The 20,416-nt window shown below is 70.3% G+C and carries 16 protein-coding genes; 10 read left to right on the forward strand and 6 right to left on the reverse strand.

Going from position 1 to position 20,416, the window contains the following annotated elements:
• The first annotated feature begins 26 nt into the window (after positions 1-26).
• From ACWIGU_RS05315 to ACWIGU_RS05340, 6 genes are all read left to right on the forward strand, one after another.
• A complete protein-coding gene (locus tag ACWIGU_RS05315; protein WP_454397645.1) occupies positions 27-1,625 on the forward strand; it encodes an FAD-dependent oxidoreductase in 1,599 nt (532 codons plus the stop codon).
• Between the two features lie 89 nt (positions 1,626-1,714).
• The gene (locus ACWIGU_RS05320; RefSeq protein WP_454397647.1) at positions 1,715-3,856 is read left to right on the forward strand and encodes a hydantoinase/oxoprolinase family protein; all 2,142 of its coding nucleotides are present in this window, start codon (positions 1,715-1,717) and stop codon (positions 3,854-3,856) included.
• Positions 3,853-4,410 carry a hypothetical protein gene (locus ACWIGU_RS05325; protein WP_454397649.1) on the forward strand — a complete coding sequence of 186 codons (558 nt, stop codon included), beginning with the start codon at positions 3,853-3,855 and terminating at the stop codon, positions 4,408-4,410. The genes ACWIGU_RS05320 and ACWIGU_RS05325 overlap by 4 nt, the downstream gene beginning before the upstream one ends.
• A gap of 3 nt (positions 4,411-4,413) precedes the next feature.
• Positions 4,414-5,706, forward strand: a complete 1,293-nt coding sequence (locus ACWIGU_RS05330; protein ID WP_454397651.1) for a transporter — start codon at positions 4,414-4,416, stop codon at positions 5,704-5,706.
• A 36-nt stretch (positions 5,707-5,742) separates the two neighbouring features.
• Positions 5,743-6,747: a hypothetical protein gene (locus ACWIGU_RS05335; RefSeq protein ID WP_454397653.1), complete on the forward strand. Its 1,005-nt coding sequence runs from the start codon at positions 5,743-5,745 to the stop codon at positions 6,745-6,747.
• Between the two features lie 118 nt (positions 6,748-6,865).
• Complete coding sequence (locus ACWIGU_RS05340; RefSeq protein WP_454397655.1) at positions 6,866-7,447, forward strand: TMEM165/GDT1 family protein; 582 nt, start codon at positions 6,866-6,868, stop codon at positions 7,445-7,447.
• 275 nt (positions 7,448-7,722) lie between these two features.
• Here the strand turns inward: ACWIGU_RS05340 and ACWIGU_RS05345 are convergent, their stop codons facing one another.
• The 3 genes from ACWIGU_RS05345 to ACWIGU_RS05355 form a co-directional block, all read right to left on the reverse strand.
• Positions 7,723-8,415 carry a DUF899 family protein gene (locus ACWIGU_RS05345; RefSeq protein WP_454397657.1) on the reverse strand — a complete coding sequence of 231 codons (693 nt, stop codon included), beginning with the start codon at positions 8,413-8,415 and terminating at the stop codon, positions 7,723-7,725.
• An 85-nt stretch (positions 8,416-8,500) separates the two neighbouring features.
• The gene (locus ACWIGU_RS05350; protein WP_454397659.1) at positions 8,501-9,652 is read right to left on the reverse strand and encodes a hypothetical protein; all 1,152 of its coding nucleotides are present in this window, start codon (positions 9,650-9,652) and stop codon (positions 8,501-8,503) included.
• A 116-nt stretch (positions 9,653-9,768) separates the two neighbouring features.
• Positions 9,769-11,649: a SpoIIE family protein phosphatase gene (locus tag ACWIGU_RS05355; protein ID WP_454397661.1), complete on the reverse strand. Its 1,881-nt coding sequence runs from the start codon at positions 11,647-11,649 to the stop codon at positions 9,769-9,771.
• A gap of 120 nt (positions 11,650-11,769) precedes the next feature.
• On the opposite strand from ACWIGU_RS05355, the gene ACWIGU_RS05360 reads away from it, so the two are divergent.
• Both ACWIGU_RS05360 and ACWIGU_RS05365 read left to right on the forward strand, forming a co-directional pair.
• Positions 11,770-15,999, forward strand: a complete 4,230-nt coding sequence (locus ACWIGU_RS05360; protein ID WP_454397663.1) for a HAMP domain-containing protein — start codon at positions 11,770-11,772, stop codon at positions 15,997-15,999.
• Complete coding sequence (locus ACWIGU_RS05365; protein WP_454397665.1) at positions 15,996-16,634, forward strand: response regulator; 639 nt, start codon at positions 15,996-15,998, stop codon at positions 16,632-16,634. The genes ACWIGU_RS05360 and ACWIGU_RS05365 overlap by 4 nt, the downstream gene beginning before the upstream one ends.
• 35 nt (positions 16,635-16,669) lie before the next feature.
• Here the strand turns inward: ACWIGU_RS05365 and ACWIGU_RS05370 are convergent, their stop codons facing one another.
• From ACWIGU_RS05370 to ACWIGU_RS05380, 3 genes are all read right to left on the reverse strand, one after another.
• The gene (locus tag ACWIGU_RS05370) at positions 16,670-17,008 is read right to left on the reverse strand and encodes a hypothetical protein (protein WP_454397667.1); all 339 of its coding nucleotides are present in this window, start codon (positions 17,006-17,008) and stop codon (positions 16,670-16,672) included.
• A 97-nt stretch (positions 17,009-17,105) separates the two neighbouring features.
• Positions 17,106-17,744 (reverse strand): dihydrofolate reductase family protein, encoded by a 639-nt coding sequence (locus ACWIGU_RS05375; RefSeq protein WP_454397669.1) that lies wholly within the window; start codon positions 17,742-17,744, stop codon positions 17,106-17,108.
• A 171-nt stretch (positions 17,745-17,915) separates the two neighbouring features.
• Complete coding sequence (locus tag ACWIGU_RS05380; RefSeq protein ID WP_454397671.1) at positions 17,916-18,515, reverse strand: phosphoribosylanthranilate isomerase; 600 nt, start codon at positions 18,513-18,515, stop codon at positions 17,916-17,918.
• 204 nt (positions 18,516-18,719) lie between these two features.
• Here ACWIGU_RS05380 and ACWIGU_RS05385 point away from each other — a divergent pair, with 204 nt between their 5' ends.
• Positions 18,720-19,160: a GNAT family N-acetyltransferase gene (locus ACWIGU_RS05385; RefSeq protein WP_454397672.1), complete on the forward strand. Its 441-nt coding sequence runs from the start codon at positions 18,720-18,722 to the stop codon at positions 19,158-19,160.
• A 173-nt stretch (positions 19,161-19,333) separates the two neighbouring features.
• The gene (locus tag ACWIGU_RS05390; RefSeq protein ID WP_454397674.1) at positions 19,334-20,398 is read left to right on the forward strand and encodes a PP2C family protein-serine/threonine phosphatase; all 1,065 of its coding nucleotides are present in this window, start codon (positions 19,334-19,336) and stop codon (positions 20,396-20,398) included.
• Positions 20,399-20,416: the final 18 nt, after the last annotated feature.

Genomic DNA, 20,416 nt, shown 5'->3' on the forward strand with positions numbered 1-20,416 from the left:
CGCGAAGAACAACCACAAGGAGCACTGTGATACCCGAACCGGACATCCTGATCGTCGGCGGCGGCCTCGGCGGTGTCGCCGCCGCGCTCGCCGCCTGCCGGGCGGGCCGGCGCGTCGTGATGACCGAGGAGACGGACTGGATCGGCGGGCAGCTCACCGCCCAGGCCGTGCCGCCGGACGAGCATCCGTGGGTGGAGCAGTTCGGTACGACGGCGTCGTACCGGGCGCTGCGCGAGGGCATCCGGGCGTACTACCGGCAGTGGTATCCGCTGCGCGGCGAGGCGCTCGGGCTCGCGGACCTCAACCCGGGCGCCGGGCGCGTGAGCAAGTTGTGCCACGAACCGCGGATCGCGCTCGCCGTCCTGGACGCGATGCTCGCCCCGCACCGGGCGTCGGGCCTGCTGACCGTCCTGACCGAGCACCGCGCCGTCTCCGCGGAGGCAGACAACGATGTCATCCGCTCCGTCACACTGCGGGATCTGCGCGGCGACACCCTCACGACCGTCCCCGCGCGCTACGTCATCGACGCCACCGAGACCGGCGAACTCCTCGCGCTCGCAGGTGTTGAGCACGCCAACGGCGCCGAAGCGCAAGGAGAGTCCGGAGAGCCGCACGCACCCGCCAAGGCCCAGCCCGACAACCAGCAGGGCATCACGGTCTGCTTCGCGCTCTCGCACCACGAGGGCGAGGACCACACCATCGACCGTCCCGAGGACTACGCGTTCTGGCGCGCCTACCGGCCCGACTTCTGGCCGGGGCCCCTGCTCGGCTTCGAGGCACCCGACCCGCGCACCCTGGAGCCGGTCCCCCGCACCTTCGTGCCGAACCCGGACCTCGACCCGCTCGCGGTCAGCGCCGACCAGAGCGCCGACGCCGGGGACAAGGAGCTGTGGGGGTTCCGGCGGATCCTGGCGCGCAAGCTGCACCGGCCGGGCGCCTTCGACTCGGACATCACGCTCGTCAACTGGCCGTTGAACGACTACTGGTTGAAGCCGTACATCGGCCAGGAGGCCGAAGCGCTGTGCGAGGCACGGCAGTTGTCGCTGTCAGTTCTGTACTGGTTGCAGACGGAAGCCCCACGCGCCGACGGCGGCACCGGGTTCCCGGGACTGCGCATCCGTCCGGACGTCACCGGCACCGCCGACGGGCTAGCCAAGTCGGCGTACGTGCGCGAGTCGCGGCGCATCAAGGCGGTGACGACCGTCGTCGAGCAGGACGTCGCCATCGACGTGGTCGGCCCGTACGGCAGGACCCGCTACCGCGACTCGGTGGGGGTCGGCGGCTACCGGCTCGATCTGCACCCCTCCACCGGCGGCGACTCGTACATCGACATCGGCTCGGTGCCGTTCGAGATCCCGCTGGGCGCGCTGGTGCCGCGCCGGGTGCGCAATCTGCTGCCGGCCGGCAAGAACATCGGCACCACCCACATCACCAACGGCTGCTACCGGCTGCACCCCGTCGAGTGGAACGTCGGCGAGGTGGCGGGCGCGCTCGCCGCGCACTGCCTCGGCCAGGACATCGAGCCGCAGCAGGTGCAGGCCGAGGACAAGCGGTTCGAGGAGTTCGCGCGGCTGCTCGACCGGTCGGGCGTGCAGCGGCACTGGCCCGACGTCCGTGGGTACTGACAACCCCTCCCCCGCTCCCCCACGCCTTCAGCAACGTACGCACGTCAAAGCACGTCAACGCACGTCAACGCACAAGGAGGTGCCCTGACATGACCGGCTTGACCCCTGACCGTCGCATCCGCGTCGGCATCGACGTGGGCGGCACGTTCACGGACGCCGTGGCGGTCGACGCCGCGACGCTCGCGCTGGTGGGCCAGGTGAAGGTGCCCACCAGCCACCACCACGAGGACGGTGTCGCGCACGGCATCGTCCAGGCGCTGGAACAGCTCCTGGAGAAGGTCGAGCGGACGGCGGCGGACGTCACGTTCCTGGCGCACGGCACGACGCAGGCCACGAACGCCCTGCTGGAGGGCGACGTTGCGAAGGTGGGCCTCATCGGAGCAGGCGGCGGGGCGGGCGCGGTGTTCACCCGTCGGCTCGCCTCGTTCGGCAGGCTCGAACTCGCCCCGGGCAAGCGGCTTCCGCTGACGTACGCGCATGTGGCCGACCCGTTCGACGCCGATGCGGCGCGTGCCGCCGTGGAGCAAGTGCGCGACGAGGGGGCCGAAGTCCTGGTCGCCACCGAGCCGTTCGGGGTGGACCGGCCCGAGGGCGAGCAGGCCGTCCTCGACGCCGCGCGTCCCTCCGGACTGCCACTCGCGGCGGCGCACGAGATCACCTCGCTGTACGGGCTGCACAAGCGGACACGTACGGCCGTGGTGAACGCGGCGATCCTGCCCCGGATGCTGGCCACGGCAGATCTCGTGGACGCGTCCATCACCAAGGCCGGGGTGACGGCGCCGCTGATGGTGATGCGCTGTGACGGCGGGGTGATGTCGCTGGGCGAGATGCGCCGGCGCCCGCTCCTGACGATCCTGTCGGGCCCCGCGGCGGGCGTCGCGGGCGCGCTCATGCAGGAGCGGATCAGCGAGGGCGTGTTCCTGGAGACGGGCGGTACGTCGACGGACGTCAGCGTGGTGCGGCGCGGCAAGGTGGCGGTACGGCACGCGACGATCCTCGGCAGGACCTCGTACCTCAAGGCCCTCGACGTACGGACCGTCGGTGTCGGCGGCGGTTCGATGGTGCGGATCGCCGGGAACCGGGTGGTCGGTGTCGGGCCGCGCAGCGCGCACATCGCGGGGCTGCCGTACGCGTGCTTCGCCTCGCTCGACGACCTGCGCGACGCGCGGATCACCACGGTGCGGCCGATGGACGGCGACCCGGACGACCATCTGGTCCTCGATGCGGCGGGCGGCCGGTTCGCTGTGACGATGACGTGCGCGGCGAACGCGCTCGGCCGGGTCCCGGAGGGCGACTTCGCGCGCTGCGAGCAGGAGGTGGCACGGGCCGCGCTGCAGCCCCTCGCCACGGCCCTGGGCACCGATGTGGCGGGCGCCGCGCGCGCCGTCCTCGACGCCGGTACCACGCAGGTCAAGGCGGTGGTGGACGCGATGATCCGGGACTACCGGCTCGACCGGGACACGGCCGTACTGGTCGGCGGGGGCGGCGGGGCGGCGGCAGTGACCCCGCACCTCGCCGCCGACGCGGGTCTCGAGGGCCGTATCGCCCGGCACAGCGAGGTGATCAGCCCGATCGGCGTGGCCCTCGCGCTCGTTCGCGAGCAGGTCGAGCGGATCGTGCCCGGCGCAACGCAGGAGCAGATCCTCGCGGTGCGCGCCGAGGCCGAACGGGCGGTCGTCGCGCAGGGCGCCGCGGCCGAAGGGGTCGAGGTGGAGGTGACGGTCGACCCGCAGACCAGCACCGTACGGGCCGTCGCCACCGGCGCGACCGAGCTGCGCACCCAGGACCGGGCGCACCGCGCGGACGACACCGAGCGGCTGCGCGCGGCTGCCGCGAGCCTCAAGACGCAGCAGGCGCGGGTGAAGGTGCTGGCCGGCACGGCTGCGTACACCGTCTACGGCACCGAGGTGCGGCGCAGGTTCCGGGCCGACCGGCAGCCGGTTCGCGTGGTGGACGCGGACGGGGTGGTGAGGCTCGGCGTACCGCACGCGCGGGTGTCGACGACGACGGTGGGCGCGGCCGGTGAGGCGCTGGCGTCGCTCGTGCGCGACGCCACCTCGTACGGCGACGGCGGTGTGCGGGCTCCGGCCGTGCGGCTGCTGGTGGGCGGCCGGATCGCGGATCTGTCCGGCGTGCTCGAACCGGATGCCCTGCTGGCCCTGGCCCGCAGCGAGTTGCGCTCGCGGGGCGCCGACGAACCGGTCGTCGCGGTCGTGGAGTCCCGCGCATGACCGGCGATCACGACGAGGACCTGGACCTCGCGGTGCGGCTGCTCGCCGGGACGCCCACGCACGAGGGACGTGATCCGCTGACGCTTCGGCAATGGGCTTTGACTGCCGAGGAGTTCGGCGGTCGGATGGCTCCCGATCCCGCACCGGTGCGAGTCGTCGAGCAGGACGGCGGGCTCGCGGCCGGCCTGCTGGCCCGGTACCGGTCGAGGCCGCCGGTGGTCGAGATCTACGTCGACACGGTCGACCGCGCCGAGCGGCTGATCGCCGAGCGCGACTGGCGGCACTGGTTCCCCGAGGGGTCGGTGCGGGCAGCCGCCCTCGCCCACGAGCAGGCGCACGCCTGGCTCCACCACGCGCATGTCCGGGCCGAGTTCAGGCGGGCGCTCGGCCACACGGCGCTGAGGCTCGGGCGGCGCCGTCTTTACGCACATGTCGGGGGCGCCGACGAACTGGCCGCGCACGCCTATGCCCGCGCCGCCTGCGGCCTGGGCCGCAGTCCACTGCTGCTGACGGAGGCGCTGGCCGCCGCCGTGTCCTGCGAAAGCGAGAAGTGACCGATGGGTGTCGTCATTCTGCTCGTCATGGCGGCCGGCGTGGCCGCCATGCTCAGCCGCAAGCTGCCCACCGCGTTCGCGCTGGTCCTGCTCGCCGTGGTGATCGCGTTCCTCGCGGGCGCGCCCCTGACGGGCAAGAACAGCGTGTTCGACACGGTGCTCCAGGAGGGCGCGCCCGCGCTCGCCGCCACGATGATCGCGATCCTGCTCGGATCGTGGCTCGGCAAGCTCCTGGAGGAGACCGGTATCGCGGCCACTCTGGTCCGTAAGATCGTCGAATTCGGCGGAGACCGGCCGGTGTTGGTGGCGCTCGGTGTTCTCGCGGTGTCCGCGCTGGTCGGCACCGTGACCGGCTCCGCGCCCGCGGCGATGCTCGCCGGGCTGATCGGCATCCCCGCGATGATCGCGGTGGGCATCCCGAAGGTGACCGCCGCGGGCACGATCCTGATGGGCATCGCGGCCGGGATGCCGTTCGAACTGCCGGTGTGGCAGTTCTTCTCCACGGCGCTCGAGCTGCCGGTGGACACGGTGCGCGGCTTCATGCTGAAGCTGTTCCCGTTCGCACTGGTGGCGGCCACCGCCTACGTCCTCGTGGAGTCGCGGCGCCGGGGTGTGGAGCACGCGTGGTCGCTCAAGTCGGTCCAGAAAACACCGAGTTCGCGCGGCAACGGCCGGCGTCAGCGGCTCGGTGACGCCCCGTGGTACGCGCTGCTCACTCCGGTGGTGCCGCTGGTGCTGGCCCTGGGCTTCGAGCTGGCGATCATCCCGTCGCTCCTTGCGGGTGTGCTGTACGCGCTGGTGACGACGACGCGGCCGCGTGAGATGAACCGCCGCCTGCTGCGCACCCTGTACGGCGGCTTCGAGGTGGCGGCTCCGCCGATCACGCTGTTCGTGGCGATCGGCATTCTGCTCGCCGCGGTGAAGCTGCCCGGCGCGGTCGACGCGCTGGAGCCGCTCGTCAAGGCGGTCAGCCCGCACAACGCGGTGCTGTTCGTCCTGGTCTTCACCCTCCTGGTACCGCTGTGCCTGTACCGCGGACCGCTGAACGTGTTCGGCCTGGGCGCCGGCATCGCGGGCGTCCTCATCGCCACCGGCATCTACCCGGCCGTCGCCGTCCTCGGCATGGCCACCTCGTACAACCAGGTCTTCGGCGTCGCCGACCCGACCAGCACCCAGACGGTGTGGAGCGCGCAGTACGCGGGTGTGTCGCCGCAGCAGGTGATGGTCCGGACGCTGCCGTACGTGTGGGCGGTGGCGCTCGGCGGCCTGTGCGTCACCGCCGCCACCTACCTGTGAAACCCCTCTGAAAGAAACCGACTTCAGGAGCCGATCATGCAAGAGCCGCAGTGTGGCCTGGACCGTCGCATGTTCCTGCGCACCACAGCCGTCACCGGCGCCGCGTTCGCCCTCGGCGGCCTTTCGTCGCCGTCCGCGTCGGCCGCGCCCGGCGGGTTCCCGGACTACACCTACGTCCGCACCCTGCTGTCGCCGTCCCAGCTCAAGTACAACCCGACGGGCGAGATCATCTTCCCGACCGTGCGCGGTGTGTACGACAAGCTGGCTTCACCTCTGGGCCGTTACTACCTGTACTACGCGCCGCACGACGCGCCGGGCGGCATCTGCCTGGCGTACGGCGACTCGCTGGAGGGCCCGTTCACGGAGTACCCGGCGAACCCCATCGTGTCGAACAAGTGGGACCCGCACTACTCGGTCAGCCACGTGTCGTCCCCGCACGTGCTGTGGAACGCGGACGCCAGGGAGTTCTGGCTGTACTTCCACGGCGAGAACACCACGACGCGCCTGGCCCGGTCCAAGGACGGTGTGCACTTCACGTACGACAAGGTCGTCCTGTCGACGTCGATGATGCCCACCGGCACGACCGAGACGTCGTACGCCCGTGTCTTCCGCCACGACCTGCCGGCGCGCGGCGCGCACTACGTGATGCTCTTCATGCTGAACAACACGACCAACCACCGTGACATCTGCTGGGGTTGGTCGGCCGACGGCAGGAGCTGGACCTTCGACCGGACGCCGCTCGTACGGCACTCGGACGTCGGCGCGGTGAACGTGGGCGGCCCCCACCTGCTGACCCGGAACGGCTCCGCGTACGTCGTCTGCAACAAGGACAAGGAGAGCGGCGGCGACCTCATGATCACGGAGGTCGGCGCGGACTTCTCGCTCCGCAAGCACCTCGGCGTCTTCTACGACTCCCGTTCCACGGCCCCCGAGAACGGCCGGGCGGCAGCTCCGTCGTTCGGAACGGAGCACGGGGTGCCGTACATGGTGTACGAGGCGGGCGAGCGGCTGGCCGGGGCCATCGCGGTCGCCCGCGGCTGACCGAACGGATCCCGCGCGGGGCACGAACTGGCGGGTGGTCCGCACGGCACTTACCTGCCGTGCGGACCACGCCGACAGCCCAACCCTGTGCGGAGCACCCCCGATTAGCCTGGATCACATGAGCTTCGACCCCCTGGCGTTTTTCACGGCCTTCGGGCTGATCTTCCTCGCGGAACTCCCCGACAAGACCATGTTCGCCTCGCTGGCCATGGGCACCCGGATGCGGCCGCTGTACGTGTGGTTCGGCACCTCCACCGCCTTCATCGTGCATGTGGCGATCGCTGTCGGCGCGGGCAGCCTCCTCAGCCTGCTTCCGGCCACGGCCGTGAAGCTGGTCTCCGCCGCTCTGTTCGCGTTCGGCGCCGTCGTCCTGCTGCGTGGCGGGGACGATGACGACGAGGAGGGCGCCGCCAAGACCGTCACCGGTTTCTGGCCCGTGTACACCACCGCCTTCATGGCCGTGTTCATCAGCGAATGGGGCGACCTCACCCAGATCACCACCGCCAACCTGGCCGCCACCAACCCCTGGCTGCCCACCGCCCTCGGCTCGGCCCTCGCGCTGATGTCGGTCTCCGCCCTCGCCCTGCTGGTCGGCCGCTTCATCGCCAAGCGCGTCCCCCTCAAGACCGTGCAGCGCATCGGTGCCGCGTGCATGGCCGGACTCGCCGTCTGGACCCTGATCGAGGCCTTCAGCATCTGACGCCGCGACGTGAGCGCCTGACGGGCCTCAGGTCGGTCGCTCAGCGCCCTCCATGAACAACGATCTCGTTCGGGCGGCATCCCCGTACTCCACACCGAAAAGGCCCGCACCACGCTCGGCCCGGAACCGCGCGACACGGCGACCACCATCGTCGACACCGCCAAGAGCCTCATTCGACTCGGACTTCTGTGAAGGCGAAACGCCCCGCCCCGGCCAGGAGGACTGCCGTACAGGCACCAGCTGAGCGCACACGCGGACACCTCGGACGAGTGAGGTCAGCTGTTCTCGCCGTAAGCCGCCGCGATCTCCTCCGACCCGGCCCACCGGCTGTAGGTCGGCTGCTGCGGCCAGCCCTCCGGCGAGTCCTGCCACACCTCCTGGCGGCCGTACGGCAGCAGGTCGACCAGGCCGAACAGATGGCTCAACTGCTCGGTGCCGCGTCCGTCCGTGTGCCAGGTCCGGTACACCTTGTCGCCGTCGCGCAGGAACACGTTGACCGCGAATCCGGCGTTCGGCGGGGCGCCGACGTCGCTGCCGAACGAGCTGTTCGCCGTCGAGTACCAGGTCATCTCGTTGCCGACCTTGCGCTTGTAGGCGAGTGCCTCGTCGATCGGCCCCTGCGTGACGATCACGAACCGCGCGTCGAACTTCTCCAGGCCGAGGAGCCGGGTGAACTGGGTGGTGAAGCCGGTGCAGCCGCTGCACTGCCACTCCGCGTCCTCGAACCACATGTGGTTGTAGACGATCAGCTGCGGGTGGTCCCCGAAGATCTCCGCGAGGCGGACAGGACCGTCCTCGCCCTCCAGGACGTAGTCGGGCATCTCGACCATCGGCAGCCGGCGGCGCTGGGCGGCGATGGCGTCGAGCTCCCGGGTGGCGGCCTTCTCCCGGACGCGCAGCGCCGCCAGCTCCTTCTGCCAGGTGGCCGCGTCGACGATGGGCGGGAGGGCGTTCTCGGTGGTGGACATGGTGCCTCCGGACGGATCTGGTGCCTGTCTGGGAGTACTGACTCCCCGGGCGGCCGGAAGTCATCGGTCGTCCACCGGCAGCCTCCTACTTGTTCGGCCCCCGGAAGCGGCCGAACGCCTTCGTGAAGGCGGTCAGCGGCGAGCCGTCCGGTCTGGCCGTACCCGGGTCGGACGGACGGGGCACACGGGCGCCGCCGGTCGCCTCCGCCAGCGCGGCCTGCGCCGCCTCGGCCGCCTCCCGGTACAGGTCACACGACTTCGTCATGGCCTCGAGCGCCTCCGCGTACCTGGCGACCATGCCCTGGGCGTGGATCAGCTCCTCGTCCGGAGTGAGCAGGTGCCAGCCCTGGCGCAGCCGCGTCAGGGCCCGCTCGGCGTCGGCGGGCAACGGCCTCGGCAGGGCGGCGAACTCCTTGATCCTGTCGAGGAGTTCGGTCGGTTCGGAACCGTCCAGGAAAACGCTGCGCACCGTGAACCGCTCCGCCTCGTAACCCGGGAGGGGCGGCACCGTGGGCAGGACGACGGCGCCGCCGCGCGGCATCCGCAGGCTCAGCTCCCGCTTCATCGCGACGTCGGCGATCTGGGCCTGGTCCGGCGTGCCCCGGTGCTCGACCACCCGGTGCCGCAGGCTCGGCGGCAGGAATGCCGAGACAGGTTTCTGCCCCATGGCGTCCGGTGTCATCGCCTCGTGCACCACGACGTGGATGAACCAGCTGTTACGGGTGCAGTCCCGCAGCCGGCGGCGCAGTTCGTCGTCGTCCTTGGGCAGGTAGTTCGCGGCCCGCAGGCGCACGCCGGGCACCGTGTCGTGGTCCCAGTCGACCCGGTCGCTGTCGGGCCAGAACATGGTGGCGGGCGAGGGCCATTGCGCGTCCCATGCCCGCTCCGCCTCGGCGGCGAGGACCCAGGTGACGCCCCCGCTTTCCTTGCGGCGGGCCTCGGGGTCGTACGTCGTCAGCTGTGCGCGCACGGTGACGTCGTCGGCGACGCGCCAGCGGGCCTCGAAGAGGCGGCGGGCCATCGGACCGGGGGCGGCGGACTCGTCCCGCGGGTGCAAGGCGGTGGAGCGGGCCGCCTCGACGGGGTCGAGGTCCAGGAAGTCGTCGAGCACCCCGGCCGCCTTGAGGGCGATCAGGTTGCGCCGGACGTCCTGCTCGGGCTCGGGCCCGAGGTGGCGCCCGCGTCCCAGCCAGGCGGTGTCGGGGGCGGTGGTCGAGGAGCTGCTGTTCTTGGCCATGGAATCGTTCTGTGGGTGATCGGGGGCTCGACCAGTATGGTCCCTACACCTGTCGATGGAAGGGAAGCCCGTCCCCGACTTGCATCAATCGCGGCGGGGCGGCCCGAACCCCGACGTCAGGCGCGGGTCGGTGACTCCGGAACGTGGCGCGTGCGCGCGTCGGTCATCGGCACCTGGAGCACCAGTACGGACAGGTCGTCCTCGATCGGGCCCGTCCCGAAGTCGTGTGCCGCTCGCCGCACATGCTCCGCGAGCGCTTTGGCGCCGAGGCCCATGCCCTGGCGGAGCACATCCGCGAGGCCGTCGTTGTCGTCCAACTGCCAGTTGCCGCGGCGGCGTTCGGTGACGCCGTCGGTCACACAGAGCAGCGTTTCACCGGGCGCGAGGTCGAAGGTGCTGGCCCGGAATTCGGCGCCCTCGTCGATGCCGAGCAGCATCCTGGGTTCGCAGGCCGGTTCCACCCGGCCGTCGGTGAACAGACGGAGGGGCGGGGGGTGGCCGGCGCTGGCGACCCGGCAGCGGGCACCCGCCACGCCCGGGGCGACGGCCAGCTCTCCGTACAACAGGCTCAGGAAGCGGGTGGCCGCCTCCTCTCCGTCGGCCGTGAGCGCTTCGGCGCTCTCCTCCGCCATGGCGGTGTTCAGCCGGTCGAGCACCGATTCGACGCCATGGCCTTCGCGCGCCAGGAGCCGCACCAGGTGCCGGGCGAGACCGGTGACGGACATGGCCTCCGGGTCCTTCCCCTGCACGTCCCCGAGCAGGAAGCACCAGCGGCCCTCGCCCTTCGGGAAGATGTCGTAGAAGTCGCCGCCGACGGTCTGGCCCTCGCCGTGCGGCTCGTAGACGATCGCGCTGTCGATTCCCGCGATCCTGGCCAGGGCCGTCGGCAGTTGCCTGCGCTGGAGAGCAAGGCTGATGGACGTCTGTCTCGCGTACTGACGGGCGGTGTACACGGCCTGCGCCACGCGGCGGGCCACGTCGTCCACCATCCGCACCACCGCGTCGGTCATCTGCAGCTGCCCGGTCCGGCCGAGCAGCAGTACCCCCACGTCGGTGTCACGGACGGTGAGCGGGAAGGCGAACGCCGACCCGCCCGCATGGCCGGACCCGCCGCTCTCCGGCCAGGGCCAAGGCGTGCCCCCGGCGCGGATGCCGTTGGACGGCGGGATCCGCTCCAGTTCCTCACGCAGCGCGACGATGCGCTGCTCGTCGACATGCCAGACCCGGGACAGTTTCAGCCCACTCCCCTGGGTTCGCAGCCAGATGCCGCACCAGTCCGCCAGGCGGGGTACGAGCAGCTGGGCCGCGAGCGCCGCGACCATGCCCTGGTCCAGCTGCCCGGCCAGGAGCTCGCTGGTCTCGGCGAGGAACGACGGGCCGCCGCGGTCGACCCACTCGGCGGCGTACCCATGGCTGTGCGCCAGGTGTTCCGGCGGCCCGGCGTCGCCGGGGGGCGCGGTCCCGGGCGCAGCGGTCTCACCGGTACGGGCCGGCGTGGCGTCCGCCCCCGCGAATCCCGGCTCCGCCGACGAGGACTCCAGCCGGAACCACACCCGCTTCTCCGACCGGCGGTACGTCACGCCCCAGGCCTGGGAGAGCGCGCTCACCAGCTGGAGGCCGTAGCCGGACTCGCCGTGGCGGGCGTCCGCCGCGCCGCGTACACCTCTGGAGGGGTGGCGGTCCGCGACCTCCACGACGACGGCCACTGCGGCATCCGGGTGCCGCTCCAGGCGGCAGACCACGTCGATGTCCGTGCCGGCGTACACGACGGCATTGGTGACCAGCTCACTGACCAGCAGAACGGCGTCTTCGACCAGCCCCTGCGGGACCGTCCCGGGAGCGGGAATCGGATCCTGGCCGGGAGGCGTCGCGGTGGACGACAGCCGGCCCGTGAGCACCTCACGCAGGAATCTTCGCGCCCGTGCTGACGCGAGCTGATTCGCCGGCAACTCCTTGCTGCACACGAAATCCGCCGAGTGTGCGGGCAACGGGATCACGACGCCCCCTGAGTGCGCCAACAGCGGCTGGGAGAAGTATCGTCTCGGCCCTTATACTATGACAAATGTGCTTAAACAGGCCGCTGGTGTGTTGGGTGAACTCCGGGCGGAGGGTGGTTCATGACCATGGACACGTCTCGGCCCGACGCGGCCCACGCGGCCACGACGGACCCCGGACAATGGGTCCGCACGAGTGACCTGCGCCCGCTTCTCGCCGCGATGAAGGCCCTGCGTGACGGTGATTTCACGGCGGGTCCGGCCGCTTGGCCGGAAGAGGGCGAGGTCGCCCCGCACGACCCGGTCGTCGCTGAGATGAGCGCGGTCCTCAGCCAGATCATCGCGCGGAACGGCCACCTCGCCACAGAGCTCCAGCGCGTCCGGCACGAGATCATCCGGCGGGGCCGCCTGGACGAGCGCATCTCGGCGAGTCCGGGCTCAGGCACCTGGACGACGAACGTCGAGGCCGCCAACACGGCGATCGAAGCGCTGGTGGGCCCCGTCGCCAAGGCCACGCGGGTCCTCGACGCCGTCGCGGACGGCGATCTGACCCAGCACGTCGATCTGCACGACGGAAGCCGCCAGCTCCGCGGCGACCTGCGGCGCCTGGGCATCGGCGTGAACCGCATGGTGGACCAGCTCTCGCTGTTCACCGGAGAGGTGACCCGGGTCGCGCGTGAGGTCGGCACCGAGGGGCGCCTGGGGGGCCACGCGAAGGCGCAGGGCCTGTCCGGCGACTGGCTCCACGTGACCGAGGCGGTCAACACGATGGCGTCGCGGCTGACGGCGCAGGTGCGGGACATCGCGGTCGTGACGACCGCCGTGGCCCGCGGCGACCTGACCCAGCAGGTGACCGTCGAGGCCACCGGCGAGCTGCTGGAGCTGAAGCTCACCGTCAACACGATGGTGGACCAGCTGCGGGCCTTCGCCGACGAGGTCACCAGGGTCGCCCGCGAGGTCGGCACCGAAGGCCAGCTCGGCGGCCGCGCCCAGGTCAGGGGCGCATCGGGGGTCTGGAAGGACCTCACCGACAGCGTGAACTTCATGGCGTCGAACCTGACCTCCCAGGTGCGCAACATCGCTCAGGTCACCACCGCCGTCGCCAACGGTGACCTGAGCCAGAAGATCACCGTGGACGCGCGGGGCGAGATCCTGCAGCTGAAGTCGACGATCAACACGATGGTCGACCAGCTCTCCGCCTTCGCCGACGAGGTCACGCGTGTGGCCCGCGAGGTCGGCACCGAAGGCCAGCTCGGCGGCCGCGCCCAGGTCAGGGGCGTATCCGGGGTCTGGAAGGACCTCACGGAGAGCGTCAATTTCATGGCCGACAACCTGACCTCCCAGGTCCGCAACATCGCCCAGGTCGCCACCGCCGTCGCCGAGGGCGACCTCGGCAAGACGATCACCGTGGAGGCCAAGGGAGAGATCCTTGAGCTGAAGTCGACGATCAACACGATGGTCGACCAGCTCTCCGCCTTCGCCGACGAGGTCACCAGGGTCGCCCGCGAGGTCGGCACGGAGGGCAACCTGGGCGGCCAGGCCCAGGTCAGGGGCGCATCCGGGGTCTGGAAGGACCTCACCGACAACGTGAACTTCATGGCGCTCAACCTGACCTCCCAGGTCCGCAACATCGCCCAGGTCACCACCGCCGTCGCCAACGGTGACCTGTCGAAGAAGATCGACGTCGACGCACGCGGCGAGATCCTGGAGCTGAAGGACACCGTCAACACGATGGTTCAGCAGCTCAGGGCGTTCGCGGACGAGGTCACGCGTGTGGCCCGCGAGGTCGGCACCGAGGGACGGCTCGGCGGCCGCGCCCAGGTCCACGGCGCCTCCGGGGTCTGGGAGAACCTCACGGACAACGTCAATTTCATGGCCGACAACCTGACCTCCCAGGTCCGCAACATCGCGCAGGTCGCCACCGCCGTCGCCCGCGGTGACCTGTCGAAGAAGATCGACGTCGACGCACGCGGCGAGATCCTGGAACTCAAGACCACGATCAACACGATGGTCGACACGCTGTCCGCATTCGCCTCCGAGGTCACGCGTGTGGCCCGTGAGGTGGGCTCCGAGGGGCAGTTGGGCGGCCAGGCCCGCGTGGAAGGCGTCTACGGGACGTGGAAGCGGCTGACCACCAGCGTGAACGAGCTGGCCCTGAACCTCACCACCCAGGTGCGCGCGATCGCCGAAGTCGCCAGTGCCGTCACGCAGGGCGACATGTCCGGCTCCATCTCGGTCGAGGCCCAGGGCGAGGTCGCCACCCTGAAGGACAACATCAACCTCATGGTGGCGAACCTCCGCGAGACGACCCGCGCCAAGGACTGGCTGGAGTCCAACCTGACCCGTATCGCCGGACTCATGCAGGGCCACCGCGACCTGGTCGAGGTCGCGGACCTGATCCTGCGCGAGCTGACCCCTCTGGTGAACGCCCAGTACGGTGCGTTCTTCCTGGCCGAGGCGGGTGCGGAACCGGGCGAGGACCTCGAGCTCCTGGCCGGTTACGGCACCGGCCAGGAGGAAGGCCACAAGCCACGCCCCCGGCTCAGCCTCGGGGCGCCCGGCTGGGGACTCATCTCCCAGGCCGCCGAGGAGAAACGGCGGATCCTCGTCGACGCGGTCCCCGCGGACTACATCACCATCAGCTCCGGCCTCGGCGCCGCGCCGCCGGCCAGCGTCGTCATCCTGCCGATCCTCTTCGAGGACCGGGTGCTCGGGGTCATCGAGCTCGCCTCGTTCAGCCGCTTCAGCGAGGTCCACCTCGCCTTCGTCGACCAGTTCGTGAACACCATCGGTGTCTCCATCAACACCATCATCGCCAACTCCCGTACCGAGTCCCTCCTCTCGGAGTCCCAGCGCCTCACCGCCGAACTGCGCCAGCGCTCCGACGAGTTGCAGACCACGAACGCCGAACTGGAGGAGAAGGCGGCGCTGCTTGCCACGTCCTCCCAGTACAAGTCCGAATTCCTGGCAAACATGTCGCACGAGTTGCGCACGCCCCTCAACTCGCTCCTCGTGCTGTCCCGCCTTCTCGCCGACAATCCCTCCGGCCATCTCACCTCGGAGGAGGTGGAGTTCGCCGTCACCATCCACCAGGCGGGCTCCGACCTCCTGCAGCTGATCAACGACATCCTCGACCTGTCGAAGATCGAAGCGGGCCGGATGGATGTGCACCCCAAGACGCTGCCACTGGCCAAGCTGCTCGACTACGTACGGGCGACGTTCCAGCCGCTCTTCGGGGACCGGGGTCTGTCGTTCGGCATCACGGTCGGCGAGGGCGTTCCCCTCGAACTCTTCTCCGACGAGCAGCGCCTCCAGCAGATCCTCCGCAACCTCCTGTCGAACGCGGTGAAGTTCACCTCGTCCGGCGGGGTGGAACTGGTCGTGGAGCGCGCGAGTCCCGCGGACTTCGAGGAGGAGACACTGCGCGACGCGGACGACGTCATCGCCCTCGCCGTCAAGGACACCGGAATCGGCATCCAGCCGGAGATGCTCCACGGGATCTTCGAGGCGTTCCAGCAGTCCGACGGCACCACCAACCGCAAGTACGGCGGCACCGGTCTCGGCCTCTCCATCAGCCGGGACATGGCGGCGCTGCTCGGCGGCAGGATCACGGCCGAGAGCGAGCCGGGCGTCGGCTCCACCTTCACTCTCTACGTCCCTGCGCACTACACATCCCCCGCGGTGGAGCCGCTCCCCACGGGCGGCACCCCGCAGGCCATCGCCGGACCCGGCTCTCCGACCGGCCCGCCCGCGGCCCGTTCCGGACCCGCGGACATCGACGAGTTGACCGGCCCGGTACCGGTGCCCGGCACAGGAACCCGTACCGCCGGCGACCTCCCCGATCTCATGGACGAACACACGACTTGGCCGGAGACGACCCGGCTCAAGGACTGGCTGACCGGCAGCTCCGCCGGGGTGCTGGCCAACCGCCGCATCCTGATCGTCGACGACGACATCCGGAACGTCTTCGCGCTCACCCATGTACTGGGCCGCGTCGGAATCACCGTCAAATACGCCGAGAACGGCCGCGAGGGCCTCGAAGTCCTCGACCGGACACCGGATGTGTCCCTGGTCCTGATGGACATCATGATGCCCGAGATGGACGGTTACGAGATGATCGCAGCGATGCGTCGCACACCCCGCTTCGCGAACCTGCCGGTCATCGCGCTCACCGCCAAGGCCATGCCCGGCGATCGCGAGAAGGCCATCGAGAGCGGTGCGAACGACTACATCCCCAAGCCGGTGGACGTCGACCGGCTGCTGTCGGTGATCTGCCGTCTGCTCGACCCGCAGACAGCCTCGCAACCGCCTCCGGACACGCCCGGCGACGACACCCCGGGGCGGGCGCCATGACGGCGCCGCAGGGAGCGGCGGCGGACGCCTCCAGCATCCTCATCGTCGACGACATGGAGGAGAACCTGGTCGCCCTCGAAGCCGTGCTCGGCTCGCTCGCCCGGGTGGTCCGCGCGCACTCGGGCGAGGCGGCGCTCAAGGCGATGCTGCGGCAGGAATTCGCGGTCGCGCTCATCGACGTACTGATGCCGGGCATGAACGGCTTCGAGACCGCCGCCAACATCAAGGGCCTCGACCAGACCAAGGACATCCCGATCATCCTGCTGACCGGGGCGGCGGTCGACCCGAACTACGCGTACCGCGGCTACACGGTCGGCGCGGCGGACTTCCTCGTCAAACCGTTCGACCCCTGGCTGTTGCGTACCAAGGTCAACGTCTTCCTCGAGCTGCATCGCAAGAAGCGCCAACTCGCCGACCAAGCGGAGCAGTTGACGCGTCTTCTGACGGTCGACGTGCCCATGAATCCCCCCGAGGAACAGCACCGCCTTGCCGATGTGGAACGCCAACTGGCCCAGGTACAACGCCTGCTGCGTGAGAGGGAGGGTACGGACATGCCGGATGCCGCGGGACTCGCCGACCGGATCGCCGTACTGGAAAAGGCTGTCGGACGGATGCTGGAAGGCCGGGAGCAGTAGCGAGCCGGAGCGGACACCGGCAGCCGGGCAACCCGTCAACGCCTGGGGCGCGCGGGGTCAGCGCGGTGTTGGCGGCGTCGAGGATGTTGCCGAAGGTGCGGGTGATGACCGGCCGACGCCTGGTCGACGTCGCGCCACCGCAGATGGCTCTCCTGGAGCACGTCCTCGGCGTCGGTGGCGCTGCCCAGCACGAGGAAGGCTCCCAGCACGTTCCCGGCCGGGTTGGTGAAGTCCTCCGTCGCGGTGAAGGCCGGCTCGACGGCGCCGTTGTCGCCGTCCGCGTCGAGGACCTCCAGCCCCAGCGTGGCCGCCACCCGTGGCAGCGGTGCGCGCCCCTCCACGCCGTCCCAGAACGGCCCGGATCGTCCCGTCATCGCAACGCTCCCAGGTCGGGAGTTCCGTCGGGATTTCCCTCCGGATTTCCGTCGGGATTTCTCCTGCCGGTCCTGTTCTCGGCCTCTCCCTCCGGCCTCACTCCTGGTCGTCCAGCAGGAAGGATCCGTACTGGGTCTTGCCGGCCCGTTCGTAGACGCAGTACTGGACACCCGCGCCGGTGGCGCCGGATTCGGTGAGCGTCCAGGCGACAGGGGCGGCGCCTTCGGCGAAGAGCCGCTTGCCCGTCCCGAGGATCACGGGGATGATGAGCAGCCGGTACTCGTCGACGAGGTCGTGCTCCTGCAGGGTGCGGATGAGGTCGCTGCTGCCCTGCGTCATGATCACGCCGTCGACCTGGTCCTTGAGCTGTCCGACGGACTCGGCGGCCTCGCCCTTGAGGAGGTGGGAGTTGTTCCACTCCAGGCCGCCGTCCAGGGTGCGCGAGGCGACGTACTTGGGCATCGCGTTCAGCTTCACGGCGATCGGGTCGTTCTCGTCGGTCACGCGGGGCCAGTGGGCGGCGAAGAGATCGTATGTCTTCCGGCCGAGGAGGAGATGGTCGGCGGTCTGCTCGAAGACCCCCGTCATGAGGACCATGAAGTCGTCGTCGACGTACGGGACTTGCCAGCCGCCGTGCTCGAAGCCGGCGTCGACGTCCTCGCCCGGGCCACCCGGAGCCTGCATGACGCCGTCCATGGTGATGAACGCGGTGACGATCAGCTTGCCGCTGCTCATGATGGTCCCTTTCCGTACGGATTGTGCCTCCACTCGTGTGGACTGCCGCACCGACGAGAACTCATCGCCTCCACGCGACCGGCCGACCCCGAACCGGCGCGAGGCGTACATCGAGGTCCAGCGGATTCAGCGAGCGTGGCCACCGGGCCGACAGTGCGGTACGCGAACGCGTTACCCGTTGCGCGCGGCCGCCACGAAACGGCGGATCAGGTCGGCGCTCTTGACGCCCTTCTCGGACTCGACGCCGCTGGACACATCGACACCATCCGGGGCGGCCGACCGTACGGCCGCGCCCACGTTGTCAGGGTCCAGCCCTCCCGCCAGCAGCCAGAAACCCTGGGGCGGGCGTTCGGCGAGCAGGTCGGTGTCGAAGCGGGCACCGCTGCCCGGCACCGGGGCGTCGAGGAGCAGCCGGTCAGCGGGATCCATCTGCGGACGCGCGAGATAGCCGTCCCAGGCCAGGGCCCGGATCGTCCGGAACCCTTCGGCGCGGAGGCGTTCGAACGCCGCGTCCTCCTCGTCGCCGTGCAGCTGGACGGTGGTGAGGCGCGCGGCGGAGGCCGTCGCCAGGACCTCCTCGATGGGCTGTCGCCGGAACACGCCCACGGTCTCGACCGCGGCGGGCACGCCTCGCGCCAGCTCGCGGGCGGCTTCGGCCCCGATCAGTCGCGGGCTGCCGGGCGCGAAGACGAATCCGACGGCGTCCGCGCCTGCCGTGACCGCCGCGTCGAGTGTGTCCGCCGTGCGCAGACCGCAGATCTTTACGTACACCGATCCCTGCTCTCTTCCTTCTCTGCCTTCGCCGGGCCGGCCCCGGCGCGATGAGCTGCCGAGGCCTCGTTCGCGGCGGCCGGTGCCACCGTAGACGATCCCGTCACCGCGCCTGCGGGGTGCGTGCCCGGCAGGATCGCGAAGATCAGCCCCCGCGCCGGGGCCGAAAGCCCCAGGTGCGTCGCGTGTGCCACACTCCGCGGCATGACACATGATCAGACCGGTGAGACGTTGAGCGTCGGGCAGCGCGACTCGGAGCTCAACGAGCGCTTGTCCCAGGGCCTGGACGAGGTCAACTTCCCTGCCACCGGAACCACGGCCGCAGATCAGAGTTCGCTGTCGGTGAAGGTCGTCGACGACGCAGGTGAGCTGCTCGGAGGCCTTTCCGGCTGGACGTGGGGTGGGCTGTTCGGCATCGAGATGCTCTGGATCCGTGAGAAGAGCCGTAAGGACGGGTGGGGATCAAAGATCCTCCTGGCTGCGGAGGCGGAGGCGCGCCGGCGCGGCTGCGACCGCGCCTGCGTATCGTCCTTCACCTTCCAGGCACCGGGGTTCTACCAGCGCCACGGATATGTCGAGACGGGCCGAACCCTGGGGATCCCGGGCGGCGCCGAAGACGTCCACATGTTCAAGAAGCTGGGATAGGCCTCGACGTACTGGACCGGCTGTCCCCGAGAGTCGTCACCCTGTGCGATCTCCACATGTGAGGAGCCTCTCGACACCCACGCCACCCTCCGAGGGTGCACAGTGGATGGGTGGGCCTACGGCGGTGCCTGGGAGGTCTGTGGCAGCGGTGGCAACCGAGTCACGCGCTGGTGATGATTCCGCTCGCGCTCATCGTGGTGATCACGGTCGTCGACATCCTGGTGCCGGCCGACGTCCATCTGGGGCCGCTGCTGGTCGTGGCCCCCGCACTCACCGCCTCCTTCGCCGGACCCCGCCTGACCGCATTCGTCGCGGCCCTGGCGATCGGGGCCCAGGCGTACATCGGCATCCATTTCGGCGTCCTGTACACGCGCAACGTGATGGTGCAGGTCTTCTCCCTCGCCGTGCTCTCCGCCCTGATCGTGTTCATCTGCCGCGTGCGTGAGCACCGCAGACGGGAGCTGGCCAAAGTGCGGTCCGTGGCCGAGGCCGCGCAGAAGGCCCTGCTGCGGCCGCTCCCCCACCGCATCGGCCCGTTGCGGATCGCCTCGCTGTACCTGGCGGCGGAGGACGAGGCCGAGATCGGCGGCGACCTCTACACGGCGACAGGCACCGACGACGGCGTACGGATGATCATCGGTGATGTACGGGGACACGGGCTGTCCGCGGTCGGCGAGTCGGCGCAGCTGCTCGGTGCGTTCCGCGTGGTCGCCGACGAGCACGCCACGCTGCCCGCGCTCGCCGGTGCCCTGGACCGGAGCGTGTCCCGTTACCTCACCGACTTCGTCGAGGCGGAGGACGGGATCGACGAGCACTTCATCACCGCCCTGCTCCTGGAAATCCCCCATGACGGGCACATGACCCGCATGACCTGCTGCGGACACCCCCCGCCGTTACTGCTGCACGAGCACCGCGTCCGTACTCTCACCAGCGCCCACCCGGCCCCGCCCCTCGGCGTGGCCGCGCTGCCGGCCGCACAGTTTCCCGTCGAAGAGTTCGCCTTCGACGCCGGTGACACCCTGATCCTTTACACCGACGGGGTCACCGAAGCCCGCGATGGAAACGGGGTCTTCTACCCGTTGGCGCGGCGAGTCGAGCAGTGGGCCGAGAACCGCCCGCAAGCACTCCTGGATCACCTCCGCCGGGACCTCCTCGCCCACTGCCACGGACATCTCGGCGACGATGCCGCCGTCATCGCCATCCAGCGCACACCGGCCCCTCGGCAGGACCGGCCCTGACGGGGCCGCCTGCGAGAG

Source organism: Streptomyces sp. NPDC055400 (assembly GCF_053644375.1).